A 25,779-nucleotide genomic window follows, 5' to 3' on the forward strand; every position below is an offset into this window, starting at 1 on the left:
AACCAAAGACCATGAAAATCCAGAAGATTTTAAATATTTTGACGCTGCTTACAGGCGCGATCGCAGTGACTGTTACGAGTCTCTGGATCGGGAAGCAAGCTTACTTTTGGCTTCCCCCCCAAGCAGCGGCCGAATCCCTACTAATTGATGATTTGATTAGCTTCTTAGTAACCCTGGGTGCCTTTATCTTCTTGGGAGTAACAAGTACTCTAATGTATTCTGTCGTCTTCCATCGGGCAGTCAAAGATGACTTCACTGATGGCCCCCCAATTGAAGGTAATATCACCCTAGAAGTTGTCTGGACAGCAATTCCAATTCTTTTGGTGTTTTGGATTGCAGGCTACAGCTACCAAGTTTACGAACAAATGGGGATTCAAGGGCCATCGGAATTAGTTCATTTGCATAATCCGCTAGCAATGCAATCGGCTCATGCAGAACCAAATAATGCACCAGCTAACGCTTTAGCGGAACCTGTAGAAAAAATCGACGTACTAGCTAAACAGTGGGCGTGGGTTTTTCATTATCCCGAAAAAGATATTACCAGTACCGAGTTGCATTTACCTAGCGATCGCCGGATACGTTTAGCACTGAAATCACAAGACGTTCTCCACGGCTTCTATATACCTGCATTTCGCCTCAAGCAGGATATTATTCCCAACCATGCGATCGACTTTGAATTTACTCCCATCCGCCCCGGACAATACCGATTGACCGATTCTCAATATAGCGGTACATACTTTGCGACGATGCAGGCGAATGTAGTTGTCGAATCTCCTGAAGATTATCAGCAATGGCTAGCACAAGCTGCAACCCAAAAGCCAACCGTAGCAAAAAATCAGGCAGCTTCTGAGTATGCTCAAACATCCAATCAATCAGTCCAAACTGGTTGGGTTACAGTTCCACCTGCTGCACCTCCTCTAGTCAATTCACCTGGTTGAAAGGAAAGTAACTATGACTAATGTTCCTATTGAAGGTATTCTTCTCCCTGATGAGAAGCCTAACCACGAATCTCCGAGTAGCTGGAAAGAATACTTCAGCTTTAGTACCGACCACAAGGTAATTGGTATCCAGTATCTCGTTACCTCATTCTTCTTCTTTCTCGTCGGCGGTATCTTTGCAATGGTGATGCGGGGAGAACTGATGACACCCGAATCAGATTTAGTCGATCGCACCATCTACAACGGTATGTTCACCATGCACGGCACTATAATGCTGTTTTTGTGGACATTTCCCTCACTGGTTGGTTTTGCCAATTATTTAGTACCCCTGATGATTGGGGCGCGAGATATGGCATTTCCCCGCCTTAACGCCGTCGCCTTCTGGATGGTGCCAGTAGTCGGGATTATCATGATGGCTAGCTTCTTTGTCCCTGGTGGCCCAGCCCAAGCCGGCTGGTGGTCTTACCCGCCAGTTAGTCTCCAGAATCCCACAGGTAACTTGATTAATGGTCAAGTTCTCTGGCTTTTAGCGGTGGCAATATCCGGCGTATCCTCAATTATGGGCGCAGTAAACTTTGTCACCACAATCGTGAAGATGAGGGCCCCAGGAATGGGCTTCTTTCGGATGCCCTTGTTTGTCTGGGGAGTATTTAGCGCCCAGATTATCCAACTATTCGGACTACCTGCACTAACAGCAGGCGCGGTGATGTTGCTACTCGACCTCACAGTTGGCACGAGCTTTTTTGACCCCAGCAAGGGCGGGAATCCAGTTATGTTCCAGCATTACTTCTGGTTCTACTCCCACCCCGCCGTTTACGTGATCATTCTGCCTGTCTTTGCGATTTTCTCAGAAATCTTCCCAGTTTATTCACGTAAACCTCTATTTGGTTACAAAGTAGTCGCTATTTCATCCATCTTGATTGCAGGAGTAAGCGGCATTGTTTGGGTACACCACATGTACGTCAGTGGTACATCAGGCTGGATGCGGTTGATTTTCATGCTGACGACGATGTGTGTGTCTGTACCCACGGGAATTAAAGTATTTGCTTGGGTAGCAACTATTTGGGGCGGTAAACTGCGGCTAAATACCCCCATGCTATTTGCCTTGGGCGGATTAATCATGTTTGTGTTCGCAGGAATCACAGGCATCATGCTTTCTTCAGTACCAGTCGATGTCCACGTCAACAATACCTACTTTGTCGTCGGACACTTCCACTACGTCCTCTACGGCACCGTGACGATGGGCTTATTTGCTGCCATCTATCACTGGTTTCCCAAAATGACTGGGCGGATGTACTCCGAAAGCTGGGGTAAAATCCACTTTTGGTTAGCCTTCATCGGCACCAACCTCAACTTTTTGCCTATGCACCCATTAGGATTGCAAGGAATGTTACGCCGAGTTGCTTCCTACGCCCCAGAGTATCAATTCTGGAATATCATCGCTAGCCTCGGCGGATTTCTCTTAGGAATGTCCACCTTGCCCTTCATATTCAACATGGTGATTTCTTGGATGCAAGGCGAGAAAGCACCCGCAAACCCTTGGCGAGCAATCGGACTAGAGTGGTTAGTTTCTTCACCACCCCCAGTAGAAAACTTTGAAGAAACTCCCATCATCATCTCCGAACCTTACGGCTACGGCAAATCAGAACCCTTAACAGCCAACCTCCCAGAATAAACGCAAACTATCGGGAAGACGCAAAAACCCTCCGCTTACCTCTGCGCTTCCCTTTGCGTTACTTTGCGTTTCAAATTCCCCCCTCAAAAAGCAAAATGGACAGCTATATCAATTCCGAAGAATTGCACCATACAAGCGCAGAACACAGCCACGACGAAGAAGGCAACAAAATGTTTGGCTTCATCGTTTTCCTCCTGTCAGAAAGCGTCATCTTCTTAAGTTTTTTCGCTGGATATGCCATCTACAAAACAACAACCCCTAACTGGCTACCAGCTGGTGTTTCTGGACTAGAAATAAAAGAACCGACAATCAACACAGTAATTCTTGTCGCTAGTAGCTTTGTAATTTACTTAGCAGAACGTGCCCTTCAACGCCACGACTTAGTGAAATTTCGCCTATTTCTCTTGGCAACAATGGCAATGGGAACTTACTTTTTAGTTGGCCAAGCGATTGAATGGAACGGCCTCGCCTTTGGTTTCACCTCCGGGGTATTTGGTGGAACCTTCTATCTACTGACAGGCTTCCACGGTTTGCACGTTTTCACTGGTATTTTGTTGCAGTTGATAATTTTGGTACGTTCTTTCCTACCTGGCAATTACGATACAGGTCACTTCGGCGTCAATGCAACTTCATTGTTTTGGCACTTCGTCGATGTTATCTGGATTATTTTGTTTGTCCTTATCTATGTTTGGCAGTAAAGATTGATGGGAAGGAAAACCCAGATAATTTCTCTGGGTTGGTGTATGTGGCATTGTTAATGACTTTTATGCCCCATACACCATTCACTGTAATAACTATGTTTAGGTCTTAGTTCAACCTTTCAAATTCACCTTTTCCTCAAACTTTGACCCATCTTGATGAGATAAAAATTTTTCACTACTATGATAATTTCTTCGCCATTGTTCGAGCTTATCTATAGATATTGATTTAGATGTGACATTCACACCATTTCCTCGCCAAGCAACTTCTGCATCTGTTGTGAAAACCCCGCATTCTAATTGATCTAGCCTCATATTCCAATATTCGCTAAATCGACCTTTTAAAGTAATAACTTGCTCAAATACCTTGTTTCTATGCTTATTTCTTCTTTTTCGTTCTGTTGCTCCAGTTGCTTCTGTATCAATAAACTTAGTTTCAATTAAAAAAAGACTACCTTTAAAGGTTAGGAAGACAAAATCACACTTTCCTAAATCTGTATAATCTGAAATTGGAGACTTTTCAAATAACAGCAATTCAGCGCACGAGGGAAACAATTCTTTAATATTCAGAAATAAATAAGCTTGCAATAGAAGTTCCTTATCATAAGGAAATAATATCACTCCTTCAAAAAATTTTTGAATGTCCTCGTGAGTTTGGGGTTGAATTTTTTTACAGTATGAAACAAATCTATGTAGCTCGTTGACAATCATCAAGTTCTAACTCCTTCCCCCGGTCGCAGCCTTAAGGGTCTTAGCATCAAAAGATACCACTATCTCAAGGAAATTATCATCCGCATAAGTAACTAAAAAAACGATTAAAATCCTGGATACTTAAGGCAATTTACTGTTGACAGTTCAATCAAAGGAATTTTTAAGTTGCTTTTCAGTATTGGTGGATTTTTGACTCCTGGACTCAGCTACCAGTCAGCGATTTTATATGAGCAGGAAAACTGGCGTTTTGCAAAGCTTGAACGGTAATTCTGGAATCTTGTACACAAAATTGCCAACCTAAGCGAACAAGTTTACGAGAAGTTTCAGTTTGAATAATTCCAATCACTGGCATTTTTGCCTTTTCTTTGTCTACTGAATGGTCTTGTAAAATCGTTTTCAAGCGATGTAAATCTTCCATATTGCCTGCTTGCTGGGGATTTAATTCCACCATTACCATTTGTACTGTTTCCACTGGCTCTGCATCTTCAAGAATAAATTGAGTTTGCTCGTCACGTCGGTCTACTTTTCCCCAAATAATCAATCTAGTATCAACTTGGAGTAAAGAACTAATGCGTTCATAAGTTTTTGGAAAAACTACAGCTTCTGATTGTGTAGTTAGGTCTTCTATTTGCAAGATTGCCATCTGATCGCCTTTTTTAGTCACCACTTTTTTGACGTTATTTAACATGACAACTGCACAAAGTCTTGTATCTTCCCTTTGTTCTCCCAGTTGCGAAAGGTTAATTGGTGTCAAAAGTGGTGCTATTTGCCGTAAGGATTTCAGTGGATGATCTGATACATAAAAGCCTAATAATTCTTTCTCCATCTGCAACTTTTTCTGTGGGGGTAAATCTGTCACAGGTTTAGATTTAGGAGCAGTTTCAAAGGCATTATTTGCTCTTTTATTCTGAGTCGAAGAAAAGCCGTCGCCCAATAAATCAAATAGATTCCCTTGACCACTAGCTCTATCTTTCGCACGAGATTGTGCCCAATCATACACTAATTCTGAGTCGTTAATTAACTGTTGGCGGTTGGATTCAATTTTGTCAAAGGCTCCACAGTAAATCAGCGATTCCAGAGTTCGGCGATTAACAGCACGTAAATCGACGCGATCGCAAAAATCAGCGAGTGATTTAAATTCTCCTGTCTCATTTCTCGCCTCCAAAATACAAGCGATCGCATTTTGTCCTACGTTACGCACTGCCGAAAATCCAAACAGAATCTTGCCTGCCGTTGGCGTAAAATCAACACCAGAACGATTTATATCTGGCGGATCTATGGATATCCCCATATTTGTACAGTTAGTAATGTATCTCTGTACCTTATCCGTATCACCACTGTTAGCTGTTAACAGCGCCGCCATATATTCCAATGGGTAATTAGCTTTTAAATATGCTGTTTGATATGTTACATAACCATAGGCTGTTGAATGAGATTTATTGAAACAATTGGAAGCTAGAAAGCCATTTTCTATCGTAAAATTATGGTCACGCTCAACCCCAATGTCATAAACATTTTGTTTGCCTAAATATTTACGTGTGGATATTTTTATCATCCTACCTTACCTCGAAAAATTTTGTGGAATTGAATAAAATTATGAAGTTTGTAGTATTAATAAGCTTATAATACAAAATTATATCATTAGAAAACACTGCTATACTCTTACACAAAAGTAGCAAATATATATGAAAACTTTGGCAAACTATTCAATAGACGGTTGATAGCCATGTATTTGCTGTTTTTCAAAACTTATTAAACACATTTCAATACATATTAATCCGCTTAGTCAGATGAATGGGGAATGGCGAGCAGACGAGAATAAGCAATGCCCAAAGCCCAATAACCAATACCCAATTTTGACCAATATGTACTAGAATCAATGACTTGAGTCATAAAGAGAGCAATCATGGCATCCATCCGCGAGTTGCACCAACAGCTGGTTAAAAAAGAACGTTCTGCCGTCGAAATTACCCAAGAAGCTTTAGAGCGCATTCAAGCGTTAGAGCCGAAATTGCATAGCTTTTTATGTGTGACGGCAGACCGGGCATTAGAGCAGGCGGGTGCTGTGGATGCCAAAATTGCCGCAGGAGAGGAAATTGGGCTACTAGCAGGCATTCCTGTGGGTATCAAGGACAATATGTGTACCAAGGGAATTCCTACCACCTGCGCCTCCCGGATTTTAGAAAATTTTGTGCCGCCTTATGAATCAACGGCGACGCAAAAATTGGCAGATGCTGGGGCGGTAATGGTAGGCAAAACCAACTTGGATGAGTTTGCAATGGGTAGTTCGACAGAAAACTCTGCCTATCAAGTCACGGCTAATCCTTGGGATTTGTCACGAGTTCCAGGTGGTTCTTCAGGGGGTTCGGCGGCGGCGGTGGCGGCTCAAGAATGTGTAGTTGCTCTCGGTTCTGATACTGGCGGTTCGATTCGCCAACCTGCGTCTTTCTGCGGTGTTGTGGGGATGAAACCAACTTATGGTTTGGTTTCTCGTTATGGTTTGGTGGCTTACGCTTCGTCTTTGGATCAAATTGGGCCATTTGGAAACACGGTAGAAGATGCGGCAATATTATTAAGTGCGATCGCAGGTTACGATCCCAAAGACTCTACCAGTCTAAAAGTTGCCATTCCCAATTATGCTGCTAGCCTAAAACCAAACTTCAAACCCAGAGGTCAACTGAGAATTGGTATCATTAAAGAAACTTTTGGTGAAGGTTTAGACCCTGTAGTGGAACAAGCTGTTACTAAAGCAGTAGATCAACTACAAAGTTTAGGAGCGGAAATTCATATAATTTCCTGTCCCCGCTTCCGTTATGGCTTACCCACTTACTACATCATCGCCCCATCCGAAGCATCAGCAAACCTGGCTCGTTACGATGGCGTGAAATATGGATATCGCGCTCCTGATGCAGATAATCTGCTATCAATGTACACTCGTACCCGTGCCGCTGGTTTTGGTACAGAAGTTAAACGCCGGATTATGATTGGCACTTACGCCCTTTCGGCTGGCTATTATGACGCTTATTACCTGAAAGCGCAAAAAGTCCGTACTTTGATTAAGCAAGACTTTGAAAAGGCTTTTGGCGCGGTTGATGTGTTAGTTTGTCCCACATCTCCCACTACAGCATTCAAAGCGGGGGAAAAAACTACTGACCCCTTGAGTATGTATTTAACTGACTTGATGACTATTCCTGTGAATCTTGCTGGTTTACCCAGTTTAAGTTTGCCATGTGGTTTTGACGAACAGGGGCTACCGATAGGATTACAGTTAATTGGCAATGTTCTGCGAGAAGACCAATTATTTCAGATAGCTTATGCTTATGAGCAATCTACTACTTGGCATCTGCGTAAACCGCAAATATAGCTAAGTGCTGAGTGCTGTTAGCGGTAGCGGGGCGTTTAGCCCGTGCTGAATAAAAATCCAGTTGTTTCAAGACTTTGAGCAATCAACACTGTCCTAATCTGTGTGACTACGGCTATATCTTGAAAATTGTCATTTGTCATTGGTTATTGATTCTTTTCCTTTACTCGGTAGAGACGCGATTAATCACGTCTCTCCACTTCCTTTGCCTTCTTGGTCATTTGTTAGTCTGATTGCTGACTATTGACTGTTGATTATTATCTTCTGGAGTCAGGGATTCAGCTGTAAGTTGTGGATTAAGTATATGAAGAAGACCAGCAGATGCACCGACCAATAATAAAATATAGGTCAGAACAAGAGGTATGTATGTATTTTGTTTGTTTTCTAAATTGTGGTGAGCATTTTTAGAATCTTGACAGACAACATTGGTTACAAGGCTGTACGATAAAGCATTTCCATCCAGCCCTAAAGCATCTCCATAACGACGAATGAATCCTTGCAGAAAAATCGGTTCAGGCAATTCTTCAAATCGATCTTCTTCTAAAGCTTGCAAAATGCCTACTCGAAGCATTGTCTGAGAGGCTATTTCTTCTATGCGGATAGATTTTTCTTGTCTTACTTGTCGCAAGCGTGTGGTTATTTCCTTTAGTTGCTCTACTTGAGCTTCATTTAAGAGCGTCACAGTCTTCTCCTGTATGGGCTAATTCTACTATTCATTGAGAAGACTTCAATCCGCATACGTAAATTTACTGGATATTTGATTTTAGGATAAATTTTTTTGATAATGGCTTAATCCTGGATTTTAAAATGGTAATCGAACTAAAGCTAAGTATGTATTAAGCTACAATTAATACTTAAATAGCAAATAGGAAGGCGAAAAAGTCAAAAAGCTGTAACTTATAGTATAAGTATTTTGCTAACGGCTACTCTGGGCTGGGATAATTGCAGCGATCGCTAATGTTCTGCTCAATAACGATTAGTCGTCATTATTGATTGTGCCAACTGCTTGGTGATTATTAAATATGGCATTTGCTGCACCATATATATTGACAAAAAATCTTTCATTGGGTTCAACTTTATTATCACCTCTGACGCCAATACTAATAACTTTGCTAGTTTCGCCAGGGTTGAAAACAATTGTCCCAAACCCGAAATTGTAATCCGAGTCAGATTGTTGGGCAGTACCATCACTCGTACTATAATTTACGGCTATCGGTTGATAGAATTCATTCGAGAGAGTGACGACAAAATTGGCATTAGTTATCATTGCTATTGTGCCTTCTTTGACTAATACATCTGCAATGCTGATGGCTGGGGGTTGGTCATCATTTATGATAGTAGCCACTCCCAAGCTATCAGTAATTGTGGTGTTTGTAGCACCGAAGAGATTGACAGAAAATGTCTCGTTAGTTTCAGTTTTGTTATCACCTATGACACCAATACCAAGAGTTTTGCTGGTTTCGCCAGGATTGAAAACGATTGTCCCGGAAGCAGAGTTGTAATCAGAGTCAGAAACTTTAGCAATGCCATCACTCGTGTTGTAATTTACAGTAACCTGCTGTAAACTCGCTGCGGAGAGAGTGACGATAAAGTTAGCATTAGTTGTTGTGCCTGTGTTACCTTCAGCAATTGAGACATCCGAGATACTGACAGTTGTTAAGTTGTCATCATCAATTATGGTAGCTATTCCTAAACTATCTGCGATCGTCGCATTTGTCTCACCTGAAAGATTCACAGAAAATGTCTCGTTGGCTTCACTTTGGTTATCGCCGATGACGCCAATACTAAGAGTTTTGCTAGTTTCGCCAGGAGCGAAAATAATTGTTCCTGAATCAGAGTTGTAATCAGAGTCAGAAACTTGAGCAGTGCCATCACTCGTGTTGTAATTTACAGTAACCTGCTGATAACTAGGATTTGAAAGAGTGATAGTAAAGTTAGCATTAGTTGTTGTGCCTGTATTGCCTTCAGAAACTGAGACATCCGAGATGCTGATAGTTGGTTGATTATCATCGTTGCTGATGGTAGCAACTGCTAAATTATCTGCGATCGCAGCATTTGTCGCACCCAAAAGATTGACGGAAAATGTCTCGTCAGTTTCAAATTTGTTATCGCCTACAACACCAATGCTAAGAGTTTTACTGGTTTCGCCAGGATTGAAAGTAATCGTCCCGAAAGCCGAATTGTAATCAGAGTCACCAACTTGAGCAGTAACATCACTCGTGTTGTAATTTACAGTAACTTGCTGATAACTAGGATTAGAAAGACTGATAGTAAAGTTAGCGTTAGTTGTTGTACCTGTGTTGTCTTCAGTAACAGAGATATCCGAGATGCTGATAGTTGGTTGGTTATCATCATTGATAATAGTACCAACTCCTAAACTATCTGTGATCGCAGCATTTGTTGCACCCAAAAGATTGACAGAAAATGTCTCGTTGGTTTCAGCTTTGTTATCACTGATGACACCAATGCTAAGAGTTTTACTAGTTTCGCCAGGATTGAAAGTGATTGTCCCGGAAGCAGAGTTGTAATCAGAGTCAGCAACTTGAGCAGTGCCATCACTCGTGTTGTAATTTACAGTAACCTGCTGAGAACTAGGATTAGAGAGACTGATAGTAAAATTAGCGTTAGTTGTTGTACCTATGTTACCTTCAAAAACTGAGACATCTGAGATACTGATAGTTGGTTGGTTATCATCATCACTGATGTTACCAACTCCTAAACTATCTGCGATCGCGGCATTTGTTGCACCCAAAAGATTGACAGAAAATGTCTCGTTGGTTTCAGCTTTGTTATCACCGATGACACCAATGCTAATAACTTTGCTCGTTTCACCAGGATTGAAAGTAATCGTCCCAAAAGCAGAGTTGTAATCAGAGTCAGCAACTTGAGCAGTGCCATCACTCGTATTGTAATTTACAGTAATCTGCTGATAACTGGCATTGGAGAGAGTGACAATAAAGTTGGCATTAGTTGTTGTGCCTATGTTACCTTCAGAAACTGAGACATCCGAGATGCTGATAGTTGGTTGATTATCATCGTTGATGATGGTAGCAACTCCTAAACTATCTGCGATCGCGGCATTGGTTGCATCCAAAAGATTGACAGAAAATGTCTCGTCAGTTTCAAATTTGTTATCGCCTACAACACCAATGTTAAGAGTTTTGCTAGTTTCGCCAGGATTGAAAGTAATCGTCCCTAAAGCCGAATTGTAATCAGAGTCAGCAGCATTAGCAGTACCATTACTAGTGTTGTAATTTACAGTAATCTGTTGAGAATTAGGATTAGAAAGACTGATAGTAAAGTTACCATTAGTTGTTGTACCTGTGTTGCCTTCAGTAACTGAGATATCCGAGATGCTGATAGTTGGTTGGCTATCATCGTTGATGATGTTTACTGTAGCCGAACTGTTAGTAATTGTGGAATTTGGCGCTCCAGTTATGAGGCTGGGGTTACTCAGGATAATAGTAATGTCTTCATTGAGTTCAAATGTGTTGTCACCCAAAACATCGGCTGTAATTGTCTTTGTTGTTTCCCCAACAGCGAAGCTTAAAGTTCCGGATGTAGTAGTTCCTCCACCTGTAACCTGAATATTGTTATAGTCACTGCCAAAAGTTGCCGCACCGTTAAAAGCATAATTTATAGTACTAGCCACGCCAATACCACCACTGCGAGTAACTGTGAAGCTAACAGCTTGAGTACCACTATTACCTTCAGTTAAAGTTGAGGTGGGAGTGGAAATTGCATATTGAATCGCATCATTAGCAGCAATATTTAGAGTGGTTTCAGTTATTGTTCCTAAATCAACCCCTGTTAGCGTGCCGAAGTTAAGTACAACTGTTTCTGCATTCTCAGGTAAATCGTCTGGGTTAATAGTAAAAGTAATTAGCTGTGTTAAATTTGCGCCTGTTGCCCCAGCAGTAAAGGAGATGGTAGTGGGGGAAAAAGTGTAATCGTTGCCACTAGTAGCCGTGCTACTGTTTTTAACGACAATAGGAATTGTGACAGCCGTTTCAGGAGAGGCATCTAAGGTAACAGAAATAGCTACTGTAGTGGCAGTACTATCTTCTGTTGTATTGTACGTAGCAGCACCAAAGCTGACTTTTGGAAGCACATATTCAAATGCTCCAATGTCAATTCTGCCGCTTTCAATACGGTTAAAATCTGTGCCGCGTTGGTCGGTAGTTAAGCTACTATTGTAAGCCGGATCGCCAGCATTCCTGGCAGGACTGTTAAAGTATAAAGCGTGAGTTTGTGTCGAACCACCGTAATCTCCTAACGGTTTGAGTCCGGGGTTGGGGTTAATAATATCTGTACCCGTACCCAAAGTACCCGATATTTTACCAGTAATTTTGCCAATCAGGTTGTAACCATTACCATTGAAGTTGGCACCAGAAATATCGGCTCCTTGATTGCCTAAATCAATATTGCCAGCAATGATGCTGTTGCTGATGCTCCAAGTACCAGCAGATCTATAAATACCGCCACCATTACCTGCGTTATTGTTATCGCTATCAGCGGTGTTGCCAAATATAGTGGTATTACTTATGGTGCCACCGCCAGAATAGATACCGCCGCCGTTGACTTTTACGGTGTTACTGGAAACAGTGCTATTAATAAGTGTGGTAGTGCTGCTGTAGATGCCACCGCCATTAGTGTTCGCTGTGTTGCTAGAAATAGTGCTATTGGTAGCTGTGACACTACTAGTGCTGTAGATGCCGCCGCCGCTAGTGTTCGCTGTGTTGCCAGAAATAGTGCTATTAGTAGCTGTGACACTACTAGTGCTGTAGATGCCGCCACCATTACTACTGCCTGCATTTCCCCCAGTTATCTTCAACCCATCAATTGAGAGGGAGGCACTAGCATTAAAAATACGGGAAGTATTGTTACCACTGATGGTGAGTTTATTCGCCCCAGTTCCTTGAATGATCACTCCTTCAGTGATATTCAATTGCCCAGAAGTGAGGGTAATAGTGTCGGGGGTAGCATCACCGAATATCCCAGTCTGATCAAAGATAATTGTCTCAATCCCTGGATCGTTATTGGCATTGATAAGAGCTTGCCTTAACGAGCCAATACCACTGTCATTGGTGTTAGTTACTATGTAGGTGGTGTTATCTACTTTGATAGATACATCGTCAATGGCTAAACCATGATCGTTGCCTCCATCATCTATATCTTCCCAACGCAATATAATCTCTTCACCGTTAGCGATTGGGGTCGCTAGATTAAATATTACTGGCGTTATAACAACTCGATTGGCAATCAAATTGCCATTTAGGGCCCCCGCAGTTGCAGTTGCAATTGGCCCGGTGAAATCTAGCGAGGTGACAGGCGTCCATGTTCCTGTTGTTAAACTTGTGATAGTTGACCCAGTTTGATAACTGAATTTCAACTGTTGCTGTGATGTATTACCACCATTACGCCATTGTTCACCGGTGTAACTTACTTGCAACTTAGTAATTGCTGAACCTGTGTTGTTTTGGAGTCGCAACCCATAATAAATAGTTCCTGTAGAACCAGAAGCTAGAGAACCAAGTGCCCGGTCTGGGTTATTAGCACTACCAAAACTGTACAATCCACCTGTGTTATTACTGCCAGTACCAGGGCTGTAAGTTGTTCTCGTAGAATACCAGCCCGAAATAGTTGAATCATTAACCCAAGCTGGTGTTCCAGAAAGAGCTAATGAGCTAAAATTTTGAGAGTATGTGCCAGTAAAACTAGCTGGCAAAATCGATTGATAAGCCTGTATTACTTTAGGTTGAAATGCCAGAGAAGCCTCAATTTTCCCTGTCTTCACTTCTAAATTCCAGTCGCCACCTAAAGCTGCACTTCCGGTTTTGTCAGTGGAAGCGGCAACATCTGCTCCAGTAATTTGGCTAATCTGCTGTACAAATTTTGTGCCTTCACCACTGGCTACATCACAGCCATAAAGTAGGATGTCAGCTTTATCAGTTAAAGCACTTGCCCACTTTTGTAACTGATTTTTGTAGCTATCCAGATTGCTAAGGTTGAAGTTTATTGACCCTAGTTGCAAACTCCCCAGACTTCCGTGGGAAACAATGTGAATTGATTGAACTGAATTGGATTCACGTTTTGCTATAAACTCGGTAATTTGTGTTAAACCGTCTCTATTGGCATCAAGAATAACAACTTCACTGCCGAGTGTGATACCAGCCATGAAGCTTTGGTAATCTATAACTTTTGGATCTATAAAAACAATATTTGTGCTTGCATCTATTAATTTTATATTAGACTTATTTTTGGTTTTAGGATGAGAATCTTCTGGCTTTTTTATCATAATTATTATTCCTTAAATATAATTTATTAGTTTTGGCTTAGTAATATTTATCGTGCATAACAAAATAGAAAGTGGATGACGCTGCATTCGATTTCATTTGGGAATGAAATCGGTAATTAAACCTTTTATTTAATCAGACAAAACCGCAATATTTTTAGTTGTTGTATAAGCACGCCTTGAATAAAGTTAGCTGTTTTTTAGTCACAGCTTTTGTTTATAGCAATTTATACTAAGTCTAGTGACAATACAACTGCATTTTCACTTAAATAACGATAGATAGATTGATTGAAATTTGAGTATATCTAGCTTTATTAACAGTTCTGGTACTACTAATCCTTTTTGGATAGCTAAAACTGTGGTCTAAGTGCGATCGCGTACTTCTAATTTCACTCTAGACAATTTAGGAGCATGGGACGTAATCTTTATGTCGTTATGCCGATTCTTGAGATTGAACAAACTCCTTGCAGCACTCATAGCTATCTGAAATAAAAATAACGCTATCATCATTGCCAATGCTTTTTTTAATCTTGTATAAAAAGCGCCTCAATTGACAACAGTATGTTTCAACTACGTAATATTCCATGATTCCCTTTTTGTCACTTCAAACCTTTAACTAATTCTCTAAACAGTAACCGCGCTCCTTTGGCTGCAACACGATTCCTAACGAGCTTCACAGGACGACCCGCTGCTTTTTCAGTGTCTAACTGTTCACCCAAGATTTTACCAATATCATTTTTGAGGCGCGATCGCTTGGGTTCAATTCTGGTAAATACCCACTGCCAGAGAGATTTACGGCACAAATCCGATCCGCCTACTACTTTGGCTTTGCGGCTATCGCCGGATGCTTCGAGGGACGGAGCAGCGCCGAGGGCTTTTTGAAATCTTCTCAATGAAAGGTGGCGTTTGGTGGGCTTTTTGGAGTTTCGCCCCTGGCGCATCTTTACCTCTGGCTTGCCATCTACTAAAAATCCCTCAATGGGGTAAATCTGGGAAAGAACGATCGCAGTTAGGCGATCGCCAAACCCAAACTTTTTAAAAACGGCGCGGTAATGGTCAAACCGAACATCAGCAAGCAATTCTCGCAACTCTGCCTCGATGACGTGTTCCTCGCGCTGGAGGTCGCAGATCCGTTTTGCGTGTTCTCGAACTGTTTGAGTGATTCCCAAACCGACAGTTTGAGAGTAAAGGCGGTCATAGCGCGTACTTTTGCGAATTCCAGCAAGCCAACCCCACAATAAAGGGGGTTCACCAGATTCACCGCGAAGTGAACGCACTAGTGCCACCTCTGGGAACTGCCACGCCAAATCCTGACGCGCACGATTCATGATCGGAGACTGAACGCGGTTGAGATGTGCCAGCCGCAAAACCAACTCGCGGATTCTGACTATTTCGCGATCGCGTATTTGCACAAATCGGCGCGGGTCTTTTTGGTAATCGAAGTAATAGCAACCCAGCGCCAGGGCATCAGCATCATCGTCTTTGTCTGGTAATGCCAGGTGATTAGCTCGATAATTCCTCAGTTCTTTGTGACCTACCAGCCGAACTTCTACCCCGGCGCGGGCCAGGTGAGTACCCCAAAGTTTGCTGTAATTATTGCCAGTTGGTTCTAGTAGTGCAATGTCCGCATTGAGCGCGAGTAAATCTTGAATACCTTTTGCATCAGTGCTCAACTTAAAAAACGGACATTCATAATAAAATTGACGTGGATCTTCGGGCTTCTCCAAAAGCAGACAAGCCGAAACTGAGGACTTGCTAATATCAAGCCCCAAAATTCTAATCATTCAGTTCTCCTCTGGGTGGTTTCGTCTTGTTCCCTTTGTCAATGCCTGCGAATCACCCGAAGGCCACAACAGCCTAGTTCACTCTCAAGGCAATGCCGCAGCGCGAACTGCGGCGACATAGGGAGGGAACAGCGCACTCACAGCAGCCGAGCTTATGAAATTAGGAAAGCCGTAAAAGCTTGATTCATACAAAAAGCCCTAAGCTGCTGTGTGTATGTGCTGTACGTCGGATTTGGAGTCCGTCCGCGACGGTGGAGAAAGCCACCGTTTCGGCTACTGTGTCAGGTAGCCTCATCAGGCGGTTATATGCTTTCGAGAGTGTCGGTAAGTGAGTGTAAGTCCTTTACTAGTATTTCTTGAGTTTCTTCTGTGGCATTTTCAACCTTTGAGATAAACTCAATTAATTTATCTAACTGAGCTTTAGCCCTAATTAGCTTGTGCCATTCAATGTAGTAATCCCAAGTTGGGTCTGCTTCTGGAATATTTGCTGATTCTGGAAGGTTTGGAGTTTTAGTCATATTAAAAATGTTCGTTTGACGTTTCTTGAATTTTTAACAAGTCATTTCGTTCGAGTAATTCCAATATTTTCAAAGCTATGAACGAGCACTCGTAATGAGGAATGCCACTTCTAGAAAGCGCTGCAAGCAAAAATTTGATTTCTGCTTCTAACTCTGTATCTATTCTCAAAAATTCAAAAATTGCAAGCATACATCTGGCGTAAGCTCTTACTTCTTTGTGAGTTAATTTTCCTGAATCATCATTGCTGGCAATTCGTTTCAGAATAATTTTTAGTCCTTTAGTTTCACCATCAAAACCATACATATTAATACCCGTTCAAAACATGTAATCGCATATTTCACAACGATCTGCTTCTTCCATCTCATCCCAAACAATTAATTCTGAACCACAGGATGGGCATTGTTCGCGATCTAAATATGCTTCAAGTTCTTCATCACAAACTGGACATTCCCACTTCCTCACACCATCATCAAAAAAATCATCCATCAATTCGCCACATTTTGGGCAGTTAGGTTGAACAGTCATAACTAATGTGTATTTTTGACATTGGTAAATGAAATTGCGATCGCACTCCTGCGCTTTGCGCGATCGCTTTTAAATTAGTCCCACTCCTCCTGCTTGCCTTGCTGCAATATCTGCTGCAATCGCCGCTTGCCCTCCTCCCAGCGACGGCCACCCATTTTGAAAATTTGCTCAATCACATAAGTCTCCCCTCTAACTTCCAGTAGTGACTTCACAGCCAAATAGAAGGCTTTATCGACGTTCGTGGAAGCGGAAGTTTCACCAGTTCGATCCGCGCTCGGTTCCTTATATAAGTGTTCCAGGCTGGTAGTTAGCTCCTCCTTGACTTCCGGCGGGTAAGTCGGTGCAGCGCCGTAAATTTCATAGAGCGCTTGTTCTTGCTGTTGGGTGTGCAACCCAATTTCTACTTGTTCTAGTTCTTGGTTCATGGCTGATAGCGCTGCACGTCGGGCATCCTGGGCGATAAGTCGCCGCGATTCTCCGACTAGTTGCACTGATGCAACAAGTGCCAAGCTGTAGCTGATTCCCTTGCCGATTTGGGGTAAAGGAGAAAGCGCAGCTAGCCAAAAAGCTGTTGCACTGGCTAACAAGCAGTTAGTTTTTAGCCACCGATCAGCCATGACAGCATCCCTCCCAGAACAATCGAAACTGCGATCGCAATCAGCAAAGCATAATAATCTGGTTCAGATAGCTTGAGAAACTGTCTCGCCGCGTCATCTGTCAGCAATGCAAGCGCTAATGCAACACCAGACATGATGTAGATAACCCACATCACACGGAATAAAGCAGGATGCAGCGCCCCTAGCCAAGCCACAAAGCTAGAGGCGATACACCCCAGTAGGAACCAAGCCCCCAGGTGTACCGCCTTTGCCATTAGTATTTTTCCTTGATTTTGGCTTTGAGTTCGTCAATTCGTTGCTGTGCCTTGTTTTCAGCGCGGTCTAAACCAAAACCCAGTTTTGCATATTCTGGTCTGAGCGTGTGCAGATGCCTTGCAGTCGTTGCGTCAGACCGTTTTTTAGTGAGTTCGCTGTCTGCAACTCCTTTGATGTAGTTACGATGGGCAGTGTGTACCTGTGCGTCCGATTGTTCGAGTTTTTTCAGGGATTTGTAAGCGCGTTTCGCCTGGCGCGCTTCAAGTGATTTTTGAGTTGCAACTCGCTTGAGTGCATCAGCCTCAGCCTTATTAAAGTAACGTGGTGTATCATTGACAGGTGCTGTCCTGACAGTCTCCCAATTCCCCGCATTCACTGGGTTAATGACGGTTGGATCTGTTGGAGATAGCACCCGATTTTTATCTATGCCGTGGGCCCCAGTGGAGAAGGACGGCTCATTACTTTTGTTGCTGGATTTTGCAGCGTTGGTAATGCGTGCAAGGATTCCCATTGTTTACTCCTATCTATCTATTGCAAACTTGGTTTTTAACTTTCTCAAGCTGTTGGCTTTGCGCTTTCATCTCGCGCAGTTGCACTTGATCCGCGCTCTGGTAAGTGGAGATTGCACCTATGCTTAAGCCGGCAACGAGCGCAGCTGCAAGCATGACTAAAAATGCAGCGAGATTATTCCCGGCGGGTGCGGGTTCTGGTGCAGTTGGGTAAAATTCGCCGGTGAATGGTACAATCTTACTAGTAGTCTGTTTTTTAGTCTGTTTCATCTCCTCCCTCTAGCAACATCGGCTGATATGTGGGTAAGAGTAGATGCTCGGTTCCCGCGTCGATCGCAGCGCGAAATGACAACTCGACTATTTTGCGTTGTTCAGGTGTGGGATTAAACCGCATCTGTTTAATACGTCGCAAAGTGCGACCGGGTAGCTGTCGGTAATATTCGTTAGCAAGACGCTGTGAATCTTCCTCTAACAGCGACTCAAGTAAATCGGGTGCATCGGATTCTGCATCAAAATTTGCATCGTCATCCGTTGCATTTTTCGTTGCACGTCGGCTATGCAGCAGTTCAATTCCCGCTTCAGTCCAGAGTTTAACGCCGTGTTCATCGGCGACAATGTGAACGTTGAACTGGAACACTTCAGGATGGCGGCGTAACCAACTGCGGATTGTACTTTCTGGGATGTTGGTTAACTTGGCGGCCTCAGGAGTGGTGTACAGGTTCGGCATTCTGCCCCCAGCGGATTTGTTCGATAATCGCTTGCATAACTCCTCCCTGGTCGGAGAGTGAAAGTTGATCTCTCATCTGTTTTGCGATCGCAAAAATTTCACCCCGAACATCTCCGTCTAGCTGGCAACCAATATGCGATGCCAAAACGGTGAGAATAACCAGCTTTTCTCGCTTGGTGATTTTCTCAAAAGTTGAGCCGTACTCCTCCTGCAACTTTTCTAAAAGTGAGTTATCGCCTGGGGTATAAGCTGTGTAGTAGCCTAATGGCTTAGACATTGGTAAAATCTCCTCATTGATAATTGATAAATTTCCACAAGGCGATCGCTTGCGAGTAGCGGTTGCCTTTTTATTTGGCATCAGGTAAAGGGTGTTCCGCGCCGGGGCTTACGCAGTGGCGTGGGTGCTTGCTCCGGTTGCAACGCGAACGGTCAGGCGTTGGGGAGCGGGTTTGTGGTGCAAAAACATTTTGCACGTGCTAGTATCTTTCAATAGTTATTGCACGTGCAATAATAGAAGTCAAGCATATTTTTATAAAGCACGTGCAGAAGCATCCATTTAGCACGTGCAATAATTTAGGGGTTGCTATGCCTATAACAGATGACAGAAGAAACCACGACAGAGAAAAAGACGATCAACGCAACAGTAAGAATGTCGGCTCAAGATTGGGAGGCATTGAAGGACAAAGCCTCTCAACTAGGCATGAATCGGACACAGTTTTTTATTCAAATAGCGAGGGGAGAGATAAAACTGGATCATGGGCTTCTCTTGGAGGACAAGCAACTATTGGGGGAATTCACCGTAGGCTGAAAGAATTACATGAAGCCTGCTTAACTGTAATTGACTCTCAGCAAAAGCAGCTTGAAAACAGCCTACATGAGAGGAAGCAACTAACAGCAGAAATCGAAGATTTATACACCCTGTTAGGTGAAGCCTTACAAGATATACCAAATAAAGAATAAAGCCGTTTACCCAAGCAGGTAAACGGCTTTATTCGTTGCGATCGCGCTGCCGCTTGTAGATGGAGTGCGATCACCACGAAGCGATAAGTAGTGATTAATGATCTATGACAACTCAAACAGCAATTAACCAATTAGAAACCGAGATGACTCGCTTGGGGTGGACGTGGCAGCATCCACGAATTCAAAAATTCCTCCAGGAGTCTGCCACTAAAGTGAACCGCCCTGTTCCCAATATCACAACCCTTTCTCACAAGTACATTGTCCATCTAACCAAGCTTGTTCATGCCTACTGGGAATGTCAGCACATCATGGGAATTCTAGCTATCGACTGGAAAGATCCTCAAATAATTGCCACGTTCCAAAAATACGGTTATCCCAACAGAATGCCACTGAAGGGATGGGAACAACTAGCTAAAGAACTTGATGCAAGGTGGTTTGAATCAGGGGGTGGATTTTAGCGATCGCGCTCACCACTTCTGGAGTGCGATCGCTGATTGTCTTAAAAACAAAAAGTCACAAGCCACTTAAAACACTACTTCCAGTGGCTTGATGACGCATCAAAACTAGTAATATTATGCCAGAAAATAGCTTAGAAGTCATCAATGTTTCTTCTCAAAATAGGATAATTCCTATTAACCGCAACAAAGAGAAGAAAACATCAAGTAAATTCAACAAACCTCACTGTATTATCCCAGTTGACGATATCCAGTGGGTAGTTAATCAAGTAAAAACAGTTCAAACACTTTGGAATGAATGTTGGGCTTCAGACCAGTATGGTAGTAGATGGATGAAGCTATCAACATCATTAGGTGATAAAGCTTTTAGACTAGCAAGACAACTTTTATACACAACAGGATTATTTGAATTCAAGCGAGAAACCTGCACAGATGACAGTCGTAAAACAGCGTGCTGGTTAGTCAAAAACTTGCATGGTGCAAGGCGAATTCAAGAGTTTTGGATGAAAGATGATGAGCAAGAATCATCGGTCAATAGTGACGCTATATCCGGCATAAATGAACCGGACATCAGTCAAAAAATACCGGATGTCGGTCAGAAAATGCCGGACATCTCACCTGAAAGTATTGAAAATACTGGGGTTCCAGAACCTCTCAGTAACACTTCAGGAACGTCTCAGGAACTTCTCAAAGAAGTTCATGTTGACGTAACCCCAACGAACGAACTTCTTGAGAAAGTTCGTTCTCGCGGTACAAAAACCGCAGAGAAATTAGCTATTGCTATGGAGCGCTGTATGAAAAAAGCCGCAGGTGAACAACCCGAACAGTCTTTTAAGGAATTATTTATTAGCAGATACAAATGGAGAATTGACGATGAGAGGTTTCAAAAACTTATTCAACTCACCGCATCATGTACGCTTTCATTCTTTCAGAAATTCAAATACGTATACCATCAGGACGGTATGAGCGCTCCGAGAACATTTGATAAAGCGATAGACCTTGTAATAAAAAATGCTTCAACTATCAATGAAGCAGTGAAATTACAATTAGAAGCTTTCAATTATCAACCCACTAGTTGATTGATACAAAAAAAGGCCGCTGTCACGGCCGCGAATTTTAGAATCCACAAACATTATGAAACATAATTCTGATGTGCCAGGGCAGTTAACACTATTAACTGTTGCCCCAACAGTTGAAACAAGGACTACCGTTCACGATCCTTACTGGGATGAACTAGAAACTGCTCCCGAACATCCCGAACCAGAAACCAGATGGAATCCTGCCCACTTTGGAGAAGTGCCCCATAAGGTAAGTGACAACGGACAACTGACAATTTTCTTTGATGAGTGCGATGAGCCACCAGACCCAGACGATTATTTAAACCGGGATGATTACGAGCAAGCTTGGGAACGGTGGGAGTCAACTGTTCGGGAGCAGGATACACAGGCTTCTGTATTATTCAGTGAAGACTCGGAAAATATCGCGGGCGGTCGCCTCCCCTTTGTTCGGGAGCATGATACACACATATCTGCTCCCGAACACAGTATATTGGGTGAACCTTGCCCCCCTGCTCCCGAACATACCCATTGGGTTGAGAAGTACTGGGTCAAGCGCGGCAACAGCAAACATAACTATTACCGCTACTGCTGGATGTCGGGGAGAAAAATTCACCACTGTCATATTTCGGGTGGCAGTACAGCATCACCTTTGGCTATCCAGCGCCGGGGAGTTGTGGAAAGTGCGATCGCAGATGGTAAATTACCATTTGAGATAAAGGACTTGATCCGAGGCTGGAAGAATGAATTGCCCACCATGCCCAAGGTGCAACGGAACAACACTAATCTTTAAAAACGGGACCTATAAATTAACTGACCAGACAGTAGTCCAAAGGTGGTTTTGTCAAAGATGCCGCAAAGGCTTTACTCCTGCAACAGTTCTGGAGATTGGCGCAGCAAGTCTTGAAGCTTCCGCAGCTCGTCCCAGGTACGAGCGGTAATATCTGGTTTTGCGCTCATCTGTGTAGAGCGGTAATTCTTGGTTCTCCAAGCGATGTAGCGGTCAATTATCACAAGGAAATCCCCTATCAGCATGGGGATTTTTTCAGACTCATTGCTTAACAGTTTGGAGTCTACAGCCCTAGCGTAAGCCAAAACATTATGCTTCAGCACAATCGGCACGCGGATTAATGTAGTCTTGCCACCGTTCCACCCAGCATTCCAAGTTGTAGATTTCCGTCCACCTTTGGGCATTTCGATCCCCCTATTGCCTGTTACAAGGCAATATTAACGCCCAATGCCCAATGCCCAATAAAAAAAGCGATCGCACAAATAGGATGAACGCGCGATCGCAATAAATCCAATAAGGTTAGGTGTTTCTAACCGAGTCCAGCTTATCCGCCCTGGCTGCGGTTTGTCATAAGTTCGGGTACACCCGGTCAACTTCATCCCATGCCTGGTTGGTGAGATTTTCCAGCGCCATCGCCAAATACACAGGATGATCGTAATGTCCGTGCTGTAAGCGCTCAAAGAAGATTTCGATTTGGAGGAATAGGAGGTTGGGGTTCATAGAGTTGCGATCGCGCCTCTTCTCTCATCCGCCTCTATTTCAAAGTAGGGGTCAAGTCCTTTATTGTCGCGGTGTCCGGTGAACGTGCGAATAATTTCTTTTTCGATGCCATTTCTTCTCAATCGGTTCACAAAACTCCTTCGCATAGTATGAGTAGAAATACCCTTGGCTTCATATCCTGCCTTTTCCACCGCAGCCATCAAGATGTTGTACGCATTTTTCCAAACAATAGGTTTAGTCCCACATCGTGAGGGAAACAACCATTCACTAGTTGTTTTTGGCTCGTATCGCTCCAAAGACTCCTTCAATGTTGGATGTACTGGAATTTCTGTAGTATCGGCTGTCCCGTCTGGCCGATGCTTTCTGATGATTGCGGGAAAGATGATATCCGTTTTAGGAATGCCTGGGCGATCGTAAACATCACTTACCCTCAGTTTTACGAGGGCCCCCCAGCGCTCCCCGGTGAACCATCCAAGGTCTAAAAGCAGTTTGTATTTTTCTGTCAAAATTTTTCGCCGGATTTTAGAATATTCAGCGTCTGTGATTACAGCAGCTTTCCCAATTCTGTTATTCTTTGGCATAGATATAAAAAAATGAACTTCGCGTATTCCGCTTTTACCTGGTTCAGGGGTAAAAGTGGAATTACCTAAATATTCACTAATAGTAAATATTCGCTCAATCCTATTCCCAGCAAAGGATACGCGTCGTCAGGATATATACCACTTCTACATAAAAGTGGAACATTTACACTTTTTTTGTTAAGCCATACAACGGATTTATTCACATCAAGAAAAAATTCGTTTTATGGCAGAAAGAACCCTCACCGAAGTATTCGGTGCAAACGCTTCTCAAACAGCCACTGACCTTGTAATCAAAAAATCCGATCTGGCATCAGCAGGGCTAACAGCATCAGGAACCAATACTGCTGAATCACTGTTGCTAGCAATTGCGCTGACAGCTCAAGCAACCCTGACAGATGCTGCACGAGATACCAATATTGACCAATCTGTTGCCATTACAGACGGGTTTAGTCCTAGTATCACGACCCGCAACAATGCCATCTACCTTAGAAACACTATCAGTATTGAGGTAGATAAATTACTGACGGGTGCAGATGTTATCGATCCAGACGATTACTAAAAAATGCAGACATTAACATTAATTGAATTATTTGGTGTTAATGCTGTGCAGACTGCCGATGAACTGATTATTAAAAAATCAGATTTATCGGCAGTTGGTCTAACTCCGACAGCAAACAATGGCGCTGAACAATTACTCGTAGCAATCTTGTTGCAAGCACTAAGCGTTTTTCAAGGGTATTTAACCGACGAAAACGGCAATATTATTTCCGATGAAAATAATGCTCAGATTGGCTATGACAATCGGCAGTTATATGAGCTTTTAGAAATATTCCGATGGGATGCCTACGCTCAAGAGCGAAATGGCAATGTTTATCTAACAGAAACAATCGTAATTCATTCTTATGCTCAAACAGATTAAAGATATCGGTATAGAAAAGACTATTCCTGATAATACAGATATGATTCTATTCCAACAAGCTGATGGAATCACTGGGCACATTACAAGAGAGAATTTTTTATCAGGCATCAGCAGCGGATCAAGTGTCGAATATGCCCAAATAGCCGATGTAAAACCTTCCGGTACTGGTGGGGGCACTTACACCAGTGCTAATACCACAATAATAAGAACGCTTAATACTGTAATCTCCTCAGCTTCTTGGCTATCGCTATCATCAAATATATTTACCTTACAGCCTGGTACTTATTTTATTGATGCTATTGTGCCAGCAATTCTTGTTAATAATTTTCGAGGATGGATTGAAGATTCATCAGGAACAATAGTATTGCTTGGTAGCTCGGCATATAATGCACCGGGTAGCGCTTACGCAGCTACAAATAGTTATATAAAAGGAAAAATTACTGTTACCTCAGAAACCTCTTACACGGTTAAATTTAAAGGGGTAAGCGCATCATCTTTTGTCTATACTCTTGGAGTTCAGACTGGCTTTGCTGGTCAATCCGAAGTGTACACCCAAGTGAATATAACAAAGGTAGCGTAATGGCTTATTGCTCTGGAAAATCAAAGGCCGTTATTGCTGTAACCTCCAATGGTGAGACTATAAAATACATTGTTTCTAATCCACCTGTGGACGTGACACTAATACAAAAACACGTGAGTGTGGTAACGGGTGAAGGACTTAATCTTGATAACTGTGGTGGGCTGAACAACTACGGCTCCATTACTTACGATGGCTACGTTGAAATGGTTGGAATTACTGTTAATGCTTGCAGTGGATCAAAGCCCTCGGTAGATGGCGTTTTAAGTCCCGGTACAAATGATGTGTATTATCCCCCAACCGTATTAATATCGCGTTCACTTGGTGATTGGGAACTGACAATTACTAATACTGAGGGAGTAGCCCATAAAATCCGATATCCAACCAAACCAATATACGAAGTTTCTTGCGACGATGATTGCCCTGAAGGTAGCCACAAATGCACCCATAACAAATACCCAGGCTATTGCTGTGTTCCGTGCAAAGAAATGGGCGATCGCCTCAAAAATATGGCTAACAAGGTAGGTCGATAAAATGGCAGAAGTTTGTAAGGATATCGATGCTGGCTTGGCAGCTTTAAATCGCAAAATTGATGCACAGAATCAGCGCATACGGGAACTGGAACGCAAGCAGCAGCAGTGTTGTGAAGGTCATCAAGAGGATGGAAGCGTTGACCTTTCAGGAATTTTGAAAAGGTTGAAAAAAGCAGAAACAGACATTCTTGAACTTGGCGGCGTACTCAAAACTGTTATTGACGACGTAAAAGATTTATTAGACGCTGCAACAGAACACACTGAAACAGCTAATCAATCACAAAATATTTTCTCAGCAATCATTGACTTCTTCGTAGATGAGTAATCATGGTAGTCTCTCAACAAATATCACCCAGTGCTTTAAGGGCTTACAAACTATCTAAATACGCTAATGGTCAGCCGGGAAAGATGCTACTTGAAGCCAAAAGGGTAAAGCGAGTAACGTCTCAATTCATGTCTAAAAGTGGTGCAAAAGAAGCTGCTAAACGCATGAAGTCTCTTAAAAAAACTGCTGCTAATACAAAGAAAGTTGCAGATGCTACAAAGAAAGCCTCTGACCTTGCTACCAAAGTAAA

Annotated in this window: 33 protein-coding genes; 14 read left to right on the forward strand and 19 right to left on the reverse strand. The window is 42.7% G+C overall.

Annotation, left to right across the window (positions count from 1 at the left end):
- Positions 1 to 11: 11 nt before the first annotated feature.
- The 3 genes from RMY16_RS08335 to RMY16_RS08345 all read left to right on the forward strand — a co-directional run bounded on the left by RMY16_RS08335 (position 12) and on the right by RMY16_RS08345 (position 3,311).
- Entirely contained in the window at positions 12 to 938 is a 927-nt protein-coding gene (locus RMY16_RS08335; protein WP_322735984.1) for a cytochrome c oxidase subunit II, read from the forward strand.
- Positions 939 to 951: 13 nt separating this feature from the next.
- On the forward strand, positions 952 to 2,613 hold the full coding sequence (gene ctaD / locus RMY16_RS08340; RefSeq protein WP_322735985.1) for a cytochrome c oxidase subunit I: 1,662 nt from the start codon (positions 952 to 954) through the stop codon (positions 2,611 to 2,613).
- Positions 2,614 to 2,708: 95 nt separating this feature from the next.
- On the forward strand, positions 2,709 to 3,311 hold the full coding sequence (locus tag RMY16_RS08345) for a heme-copper oxidase subunit III (protein WP_322735986.1): 603 nt from the start codon (positions 2,709 to 2,711) through the stop codon (positions 3,309 to 3,311).
- 114 nt (positions 3,312 to 3,425) lie between these two features.
- Here RMY16_RS08345 and RMY16_RS08350 read toward each other — a convergent pair whose 3' ends face one another.
- The 3 genes from RMY16_RS08350 to RMY16_RS08360 form a co-directional block, all read right to left on the reverse strand.
- On the reverse strand, positions 3,426 to 4,022 hold the full coding sequence (locus tag RMY16_RS08350) for a hypothetical protein (RefSeq protein ID WP_322736015.1): 597 nt from the start codon (positions 4,020 to 4,022) through the stop codon (positions 3,426 to 3,428).
- A gap of 202 nt (positions 4,023 to 4,224) precedes the next feature.
- Positions 4,225 to 5,577 (reverse strand): OB-fold nucleic acid binding domain-containing protein, encoded by a 1,353-nt coding sequence (locus RMY16_RS08355; protein ID WP_322666791.1) that lies wholly within the window; start codon positions 5,575 to 5,577, stop codon positions 4,225 to 4,227.
- 227 nt (positions 5,578 to 5,804) lie between these two features.
- Positions 5,805 to 5,930, reverse strand: coding sequence for a hypothetical protein (locus RMY16_RS08360; protein WP_322666792.1), 126 nt, complete (start codon positions 5,928 to 5,930; stop codon positions 5,805 to 5,807).
- Here RMY16_RS08360 and gatA point away from each other — a divergent pair.
- The gene (gene gatA, locus RMY16_RS08365; protein ID WP_322666793.1) at positions 5,929 to 7,386 is read left to right on the forward strand and encodes an Asp-tRNA(Asn)/Glu-tRNA(Gln) amidotransferase subunit GatA; all 1,458 of its coding nucleotides are present in this window, start codon (positions 5,929 to 5,931) and stop codon (positions 7,384 to 7,386) included. The two genes, RMY16_RS08360 and gatA, sit on opposite strands and share 2 nt — an antisense overlap.
- Positions 7,387 to 7,600: 214 nt before the next feature.
- Here the strand turns inward: gatA and RMY16_RS08370 are convergent, their stop codons facing one another.
- The 12 genes from RMY16_RS08370 to RMY16_RS08425 form a co-directional block, all read right to left on the reverse strand.
- Complete coding sequence (locus tag RMY16_RS08370; RefSeq protein WP_322666794.1) at positions 7,601 to 8,065, reverse strand: helix-turn-helix domain-containing protein; 465 nt, start codon at positions 8,063 to 8,065, stop codon at positions 7,601 to 7,603.
- 294 nt (positions 8,066 to 8,359) lie between these two features.
- A complete protein-coding gene (locus RMY16_RS08375) occupies positions 8,360 to 13,681 on the reverse strand; it encodes a Calx-beta domain-containing protein (RefSeq protein ID WP_322735987.1) in 5,322 nt (1,773 codons plus the stop codon).
- 596 nt (positions 13,682 to 14,277) lie between these two features.
- Complete coding sequence (locus tag RMY16_RS08380) at positions 14,278 to 15,462, reverse strand: IS110 family transposase (protein ID WP_322735988.1); 1,185 nt, start codon at positions 15,460 to 15,462, stop codon at positions 14,278 to 14,280.
- A gap of 302 nt (positions 15,463 to 15,764) precedes the next feature.
- Positions 15,765 to 15,980, reverse strand: a complete 216-nt coding sequence (locus RMY16_RS08385; protein ID WP_322735989.1) for a hypothetical protein — start codon at positions 15,978 to 15,980, stop codon at positions 15,765 to 15,767.
- A gap of 1 nt (position 15,981) precedes the next feature.
- On the reverse strand, positions 15,982 to 16,284 hold the full coding sequence (locus RMY16_RS08390) for a hypothetical protein (RefSeq protein WP_322735990.1): 303 nt from the start codon (positions 16,282 to 16,284) through the stop codon (positions 15,982 to 15,984).
- Between the two features lie 12 nt (positions 16,285 to 16,296).
- On the reverse strand, positions 16,297 to 16,506 hold the full coding sequence (locus tag RMY16_RS08395) for a hypothetical protein (protein ID WP_322735991.1): 210 nt from the start codon (positions 16,504 to 16,506) through the stop codon (positions 16,297 to 16,299).
- Between the two features lie 74 nt (positions 16,507 to 16,580).
- Entirely contained in the window at positions 16,581 to 17,123 is a 543-nt protein-coding gene (locus RMY16_RS08400; RefSeq protein ID WP_322735992.1) for a hypothetical protein, read from the reverse strand.
- Positions 17,105 to 17,377 (reverse strand): hypothetical protein, encoded by a 273-nt coding sequence (locus RMY16_RS08405; RefSeq protein WP_322735993.1) that lies wholly within the window; start codon positions 17,375 to 17,377, stop codon positions 17,105 to 17,107. Before RMY16_RS08405 ends, RMY16_RS08400 begins: the two co-directional genes overlap by 19 nt.
- Positions 17,377 to 17,889 carry a hypothetical protein gene (locus RMY16_RS08410; RefSeq protein WP_322735994.1) on the reverse strand — a complete coding sequence of 171 codons (513 nt, stop codon included), beginning with the start codon at positions 17,887 to 17,889 and terminating at the stop codon, positions 17,377 to 17,379. Before RMY16_RS08410 ends, RMY16_RS08405 begins: the two co-directional genes overlap by 1 nt.
- A 13-nt stretch (positions 17,890 to 17,902) precedes the next feature.
- Entirely contained in the window at positions 17,903 to 18,157 is a 255-nt protein-coding gene (locus RMY16_RS08415) for a hypothetical protein (protein ID WP_322735995.1), read from the reverse strand.
- Positions 18,144 to 18,614: a hypothetical protein gene (locus tag RMY16_RS08420; RefSeq protein WP_322735996.1), complete on the reverse strand. Its 471-nt coding sequence runs from the start codon at positions 18,612 to 18,614 to the stop codon at positions 18,144 to 18,146. The genes RMY16_RS08415 and RMY16_RS08420 overlap by 14 nt, the downstream gene beginning before the upstream one ends.
- Complete coding sequence (locus RMY16_RS08425; protein WP_322735997.1) at positions 18,589 to 18,972, reverse strand: hypothetical protein; 384 nt, start codon at positions 18,970 to 18,972, stop codon at positions 18,589 to 18,591. The genes RMY16_RS08420 and RMY16_RS08425 overlap by 26 nt, the downstream gene beginning before the upstream one ends.
- A 291-nt stretch (positions 18,973 to 19,263) precedes the next feature.
- On the opposite strand from RMY16_RS08425, the gene RMY16_RS32990 reads away from it, so the two are divergent.
- The 4 genes from RMY16_RS32990 (at position 19,264) to RMY16_RS08445 (ending at position 21,877) form a co-directional block, all read left to right on the forward strand.
- A complete protein-coding gene (locus RMY16_RS32990) occupies positions 19,264 to 19,422 on the forward strand; it encodes a hypothetical protein (RefSeq protein WP_416211656.1) in 159 nt (52 codons plus the stop codon).
- A gap of 256 nt (positions 19,423 to 19,678) precedes the next feature.
- Positions 19,679 to 20,032 (forward strand): hypothetical protein, encoded by a 354-nt coding sequence (locus RMY16_RS08435; protein ID WP_322735999.1) that lies wholly within the window; start codon positions 19,679 to 19,681, stop codon positions 20,030 to 20,032.
- Between the two features lie 116 nt (positions 20,033 to 20,148).
- Positions 20,149 to 21,108 carry a hypothetical protein gene (locus RMY16_RS08440; RefSeq protein WP_322736000.1) on the forward strand — a complete coding sequence of 320 codons (960 nt, stop codon included), beginning with the start codon at positions 20,149 to 20,151 and terminating at the stop codon, positions 21,106 to 21,108.
- A gap of 55 nt (positions 21,109 to 21,163) precedes the next feature.
- On the forward strand, positions 21,164 to 21,877 hold the full coding sequence (locus RMY16_RS08445) for a hypothetical protein (protein ID WP_322736001.1): 714 nt from the start codon (positions 21,164 to 21,166) through the stop codon (positions 21,875 to 21,877).
- A gap of 71 nt (positions 21,878 to 21,948) precedes the next feature.
- Here the strand turns inward: RMY16_RS08445 and RMY16_RS08450 are convergent, their stop codons facing one another.
- Genes RMY16_RS08450 through RMY16_RS08465 form a run of 4 tightly spaced genes read right to left on the reverse strand, consistent with a single transcriptional unit; the run spans position 21,949 to position 23,175 of the window.
- Positions 21,949 to 22,278: a hypothetical protein gene (locus tag RMY16_RS08450; protein WP_322736002.1), complete on the reverse strand. Its 330-nt coding sequence runs from the start codon at positions 22,276 to 22,278 to the stop codon at positions 21,949 to 21,951.
- Between the two features lie 33 nt (positions 22,279 to 22,311).
- Positions 22,312 to 22,473 carry a hypothetical protein gene (locus RMY16_RS08455; protein ID WP_322736003.1) on the reverse strand — a complete coding sequence of 54 codons (162 nt, stop codon included), beginning with the start codon at positions 22,471 to 22,473 and terminating at the stop codon, positions 22,312 to 22,314.
- Positions 22,442 to 22,594, reverse strand: coding sequence for a hypothetical protein (locus tag RMY16_RS08460; RefSeq protein ID WP_322637042.1), 153 nt, complete (start codon positions 22,592 to 22,594; stop codon positions 22,442 to 22,444). Before RMY16_RS08460 ends, RMY16_RS08455 begins: the two co-directional genes overlap by 32 nt.
- Positions 22,591 to 23,175, reverse strand: a complete 585-nt coding sequence (locus RMY16_RS08465; RefSeq protein WP_322736004.1) for a tyrosine-type recombinase/integrase — start codon at positions 23,173 to 23,175, stop codon at positions 22,591 to 22,593. Before RMY16_RS08465 ends, RMY16_RS08460 begins: the two co-directional genes overlap by 4 nt.
- A gap of 223 nt (positions 23,176 to 23,398) precedes the next feature.
- Between RMY16_RS08465 and RMY16_RS08470 the strand changes: the two genes are divergently transcribed.
- The 6 genes from RMY16_RS08470 to RMY16_RS08495 all read left to right on the forward strand — a co-directional run.
- A complete protein-coding gene (locus tag RMY16_RS08470) occupies positions 23,399 to 23,734 on the forward strand; it encodes a hypothetical protein (RefSeq protein WP_322736005.1) in 336 nt (111 codons plus the stop codon).
- A 3-nt stretch (positions 23,735 to 23,737) separates the two neighbouring features.
- The gene (locus RMY16_RS08475) at positions 23,738 to 24,094 is read left to right on the forward strand and encodes a hypothetical protein (protein WP_322736006.1); all 357 of its coding nucleotides are present in this window, start codon (positions 23,738 to 23,740) and stop codon (positions 24,092 to 24,094) included.
- Positions 24,078 to 24,674, forward strand: coding sequence for a hypothetical protein (locus tag RMY16_RS08480; protein ID WP_322736007.1), 597 nt, complete (start codon positions 24,078 to 24,080; stop codon positions 24,672 to 24,674). The genes RMY16_RS08475 and RMY16_RS08480 overlap by 17 nt, the downstream gene beginning before the upstream one ends.
- Positions 24,674 to 25,204 (forward strand): hypothetical protein, encoded by a 531-nt coding sequence (locus tag RMY16_RS08485; protein WP_322736008.1) that lies wholly within the window; start codon positions 24,674 to 24,676, stop codon positions 25,202 to 25,204. Before RMY16_RS08480 ends, RMY16_RS08485 begins: the two co-directional genes overlap by 1 nt.
- Position 25,205: 1 nt before the next feature.
- Positions 25,206 to 25,529 (forward strand): hypothetical protein, encoded by a 324-nt coding sequence (locus tag RMY16_RS08490; protein WP_322736009.1) that lies wholly within the window; start codon positions 25,206 to 25,208, stop codon positions 25,527 to 25,529.
- A 2-nt stretch (positions 25,530 to 25,531) separates the two neighbouring features.
- A partial coding sequence (locus tag RMY16_RS08495; RefSeq protein WP_322736010.1) for a hypothetical protein occupies positions 25,532 to 25,779 on the forward strand: 248 nt, incomplete at its 3' end.

It is taken from the genome of Nostoc sp. DedQUE12b (assembly GCF_034530835.1).
In the GTDB taxonomy this organism is placed as follows: domain Bacteria; phylum Cyanobacteriota; class Cyanobacteriia; order Cyanobacteriales; family Nostocaceae; genus Nostoc.

Coding starts and splice junctions, on each gene's coding strand:
- RMY16_RS08335 (WP_322735984.1), top strand. CDS start 12: ATGAAAATCCAGAAGATTTTAAATATTTTGACGCTGCTTACAGGCGCG.
- ctaD (WP_322735985.1), top strand. CDS start 952: ATGACTAATGTTCCTATTGAAGGTATTCTTCTCCCTGATGAGAAGCCT.
- RMY16_RS08345 (WP_322735986.1), top strand. CDS start 2,709: ATGGACAGCTATATCAATTCCGAAGAATTGCACCATACAAGCGCAGAA.
- RMY16_RS08350 (WP_322736015.1), bottom strand. CDS start 4,022: ATGATTGTCAACGAGCTACATAGATTTGTTTCATACTGTAAAAAAATT.
- RMY16_RS08355 (WP_322666791.1), bottom strand. CDS start 5,577: ATGATAAAAATATCCACACGTAAATATTTAGGCAAACAAAATGTTTAT.
- gatA (WP_322666793.1), top strand. CDS start 5,929: ATGGCATCCATCCGCGAGTTGCACCAACAGCTGGTTAAAAAAGAACGT.
- RMY16_RS08360 (WP_322666792.1), bottom strand. CDS start 5,930: ATGATTGCTCTCTTTATGACTCAAGTCATTGATTCTAGTACATATTGG.
- RMY16_RS08375 (WP_322735987.1), bottom strand. CDS start 13,681: ATGATAAAAAAGCCAGAAGATTCTCATCCTAAAACCAAAAATAAGTCT.
- RMY16_RS08380 (WP_322735988.1), bottom strand. CDS start 15,462: ATGATTAGAATTTTGGGGCTTGATATTAGCAAGTCCTCAGTTTCGGCT.
- RMY16_RS08385 (WP_322735989.1), bottom strand. CDS start 15,980: ATGACTAAAACTCCAAACCTTCCAGAATCAGCAAATATTCCAGAAGCA.
- RMY16_RS08390 (WP_322735990.1), bottom strand. CDS start 16,284: ATGTATGGTTTTGATGGTGAAACTAAAGGACTAAAAATTATTCTGAAA.
- RMY16_RS08395 (WP_322735991.1), bottom strand. CDS start 16,506: ATGACTGTTCAACCTAACTGCCCAAAATGTGGCGAATTGATGGATGAT.
- RMY16_RS08400 (WP_322735992.1), bottom strand. CDS start 17,123: ATGGCTGATCGGTGGCTAAAAACTAACTGCTTGTTAGCCAGTGCAACA.
- RMY16_RS08405 (WP_322735993.1), bottom strand. CDS start 17,377: ATGGCAAAGGCGGTACACCTGGGGGCTTGGTTCCTACTGGGGTGTATC.
- RMY16_RS08410 (WP_322735994.1), bottom strand. CDS start 17,889: ATGGGAATCCTTGCACGCATTACCAACGCTGCAAAATCCAGCAACAAA.
- RMY16_RS08415 (WP_322735995.1), bottom strand. CDS start 18,157: ATGAAACAGACTAAAAAACAGACTACTAGTAAGATTGTACCATTCACC.
- RMY16_RS08420 (WP_322735996.1), bottom strand. CDS start 18,614: ATGCCGAACCTGTACACCACTCCTGAGGCCGCCAAGTTAACCAACATC.
- RMY16_RS08425 (WP_322735997.1), bottom strand. CDS start 18,972: ATGCCAAATAAAAAGGCAACCGCTACTCGCAAGCGATCGCCTTGTGGA.
- RMY16_RS32990 (WP_416211656.1), top strand. CDS start 19,264: ATGTCGGCTCAAGATTGGGAGGCATTGAAGGACAAAGCCTCTCAACTA.
- RMY16_RS08435 (WP_322735999.1), top strand. CDS start 19,679: ATGACAACTCAAACAGCAATTAACCAATTAGAAACCGAGATGACTCGC.
- RMY16_RS08440 (WP_322736000.1), top strand. CDS start 20,149: ATGCCAGAAAATAGCTTAGAAGTCATCAATGTTTCTTCTCAAAATAGG.
- RMY16_RS08445 (WP_322736001.1), top strand. CDS start 21,164: ATGAAACATAATTCTGATGTGCCAGGGCAGTTAACACTATTAACTGTT.
- RMY16_RS08450 (WP_322736002.1), bottom strand. CDS start 22,278: ATGCCCAAAGGTGGACGGAAATCTACAACTTGGAATGCTGGGTGGAAC.
- RMY16_RS08455 (WP_322736003.1), bottom strand. CDS start 22,473: ATGAAGTTGACCGGGTGTACCCGAACTTATGACAAACCGCAGCCAGGG.
- RMY16_RS08460 (WP_322637042.1), bottom strand. CDS start 22,594: ATGAACCCCAACCTCCTATTCCTCCAAATCGAAATCTTCTTTGAGCGC.
- RMY16_RS08465 (WP_322736004.1), bottom strand. CDS start 23,175: ATGCCAAAGAATAACAGAATTGGGAAAGCTGCTGTAATCACAGACGCT.
- RMY16_RS08470 (WP_322736005.1), top strand. CDS start 23,399: ATGGCAGAAAGAACCCTCACCGAAGTATTCGGTGCAAACGCTTCTCAA.
- RMY16_RS08475 (WP_322736006.1), top strand. CDS start 23,738: ATGCAGACATTAACATTAATTGAATTATTTGGTGTTAATGCTGTGCAG.
- RMY16_RS08480 (WP_322736007.1), top strand. CDS start 24,078: ATGCTCAAACAGATTAAAGATATCGGTATAGAAAAGACTATTCCTGAT.
- RMY16_RS08485 (WP_322736008.1), top strand. CDS start 24,674: ATGGCTTATTGCTCTGGAAAATCAAAGGCCGTTATTGCTGTAACCTCC.
- RMY16_RS08490 (WP_322736009.1), top strand. CDS start 25,206: ATGGCAGAAGTTTGTAAGGATATCGATGCTGGCTTGGCAGCTTTAAAT.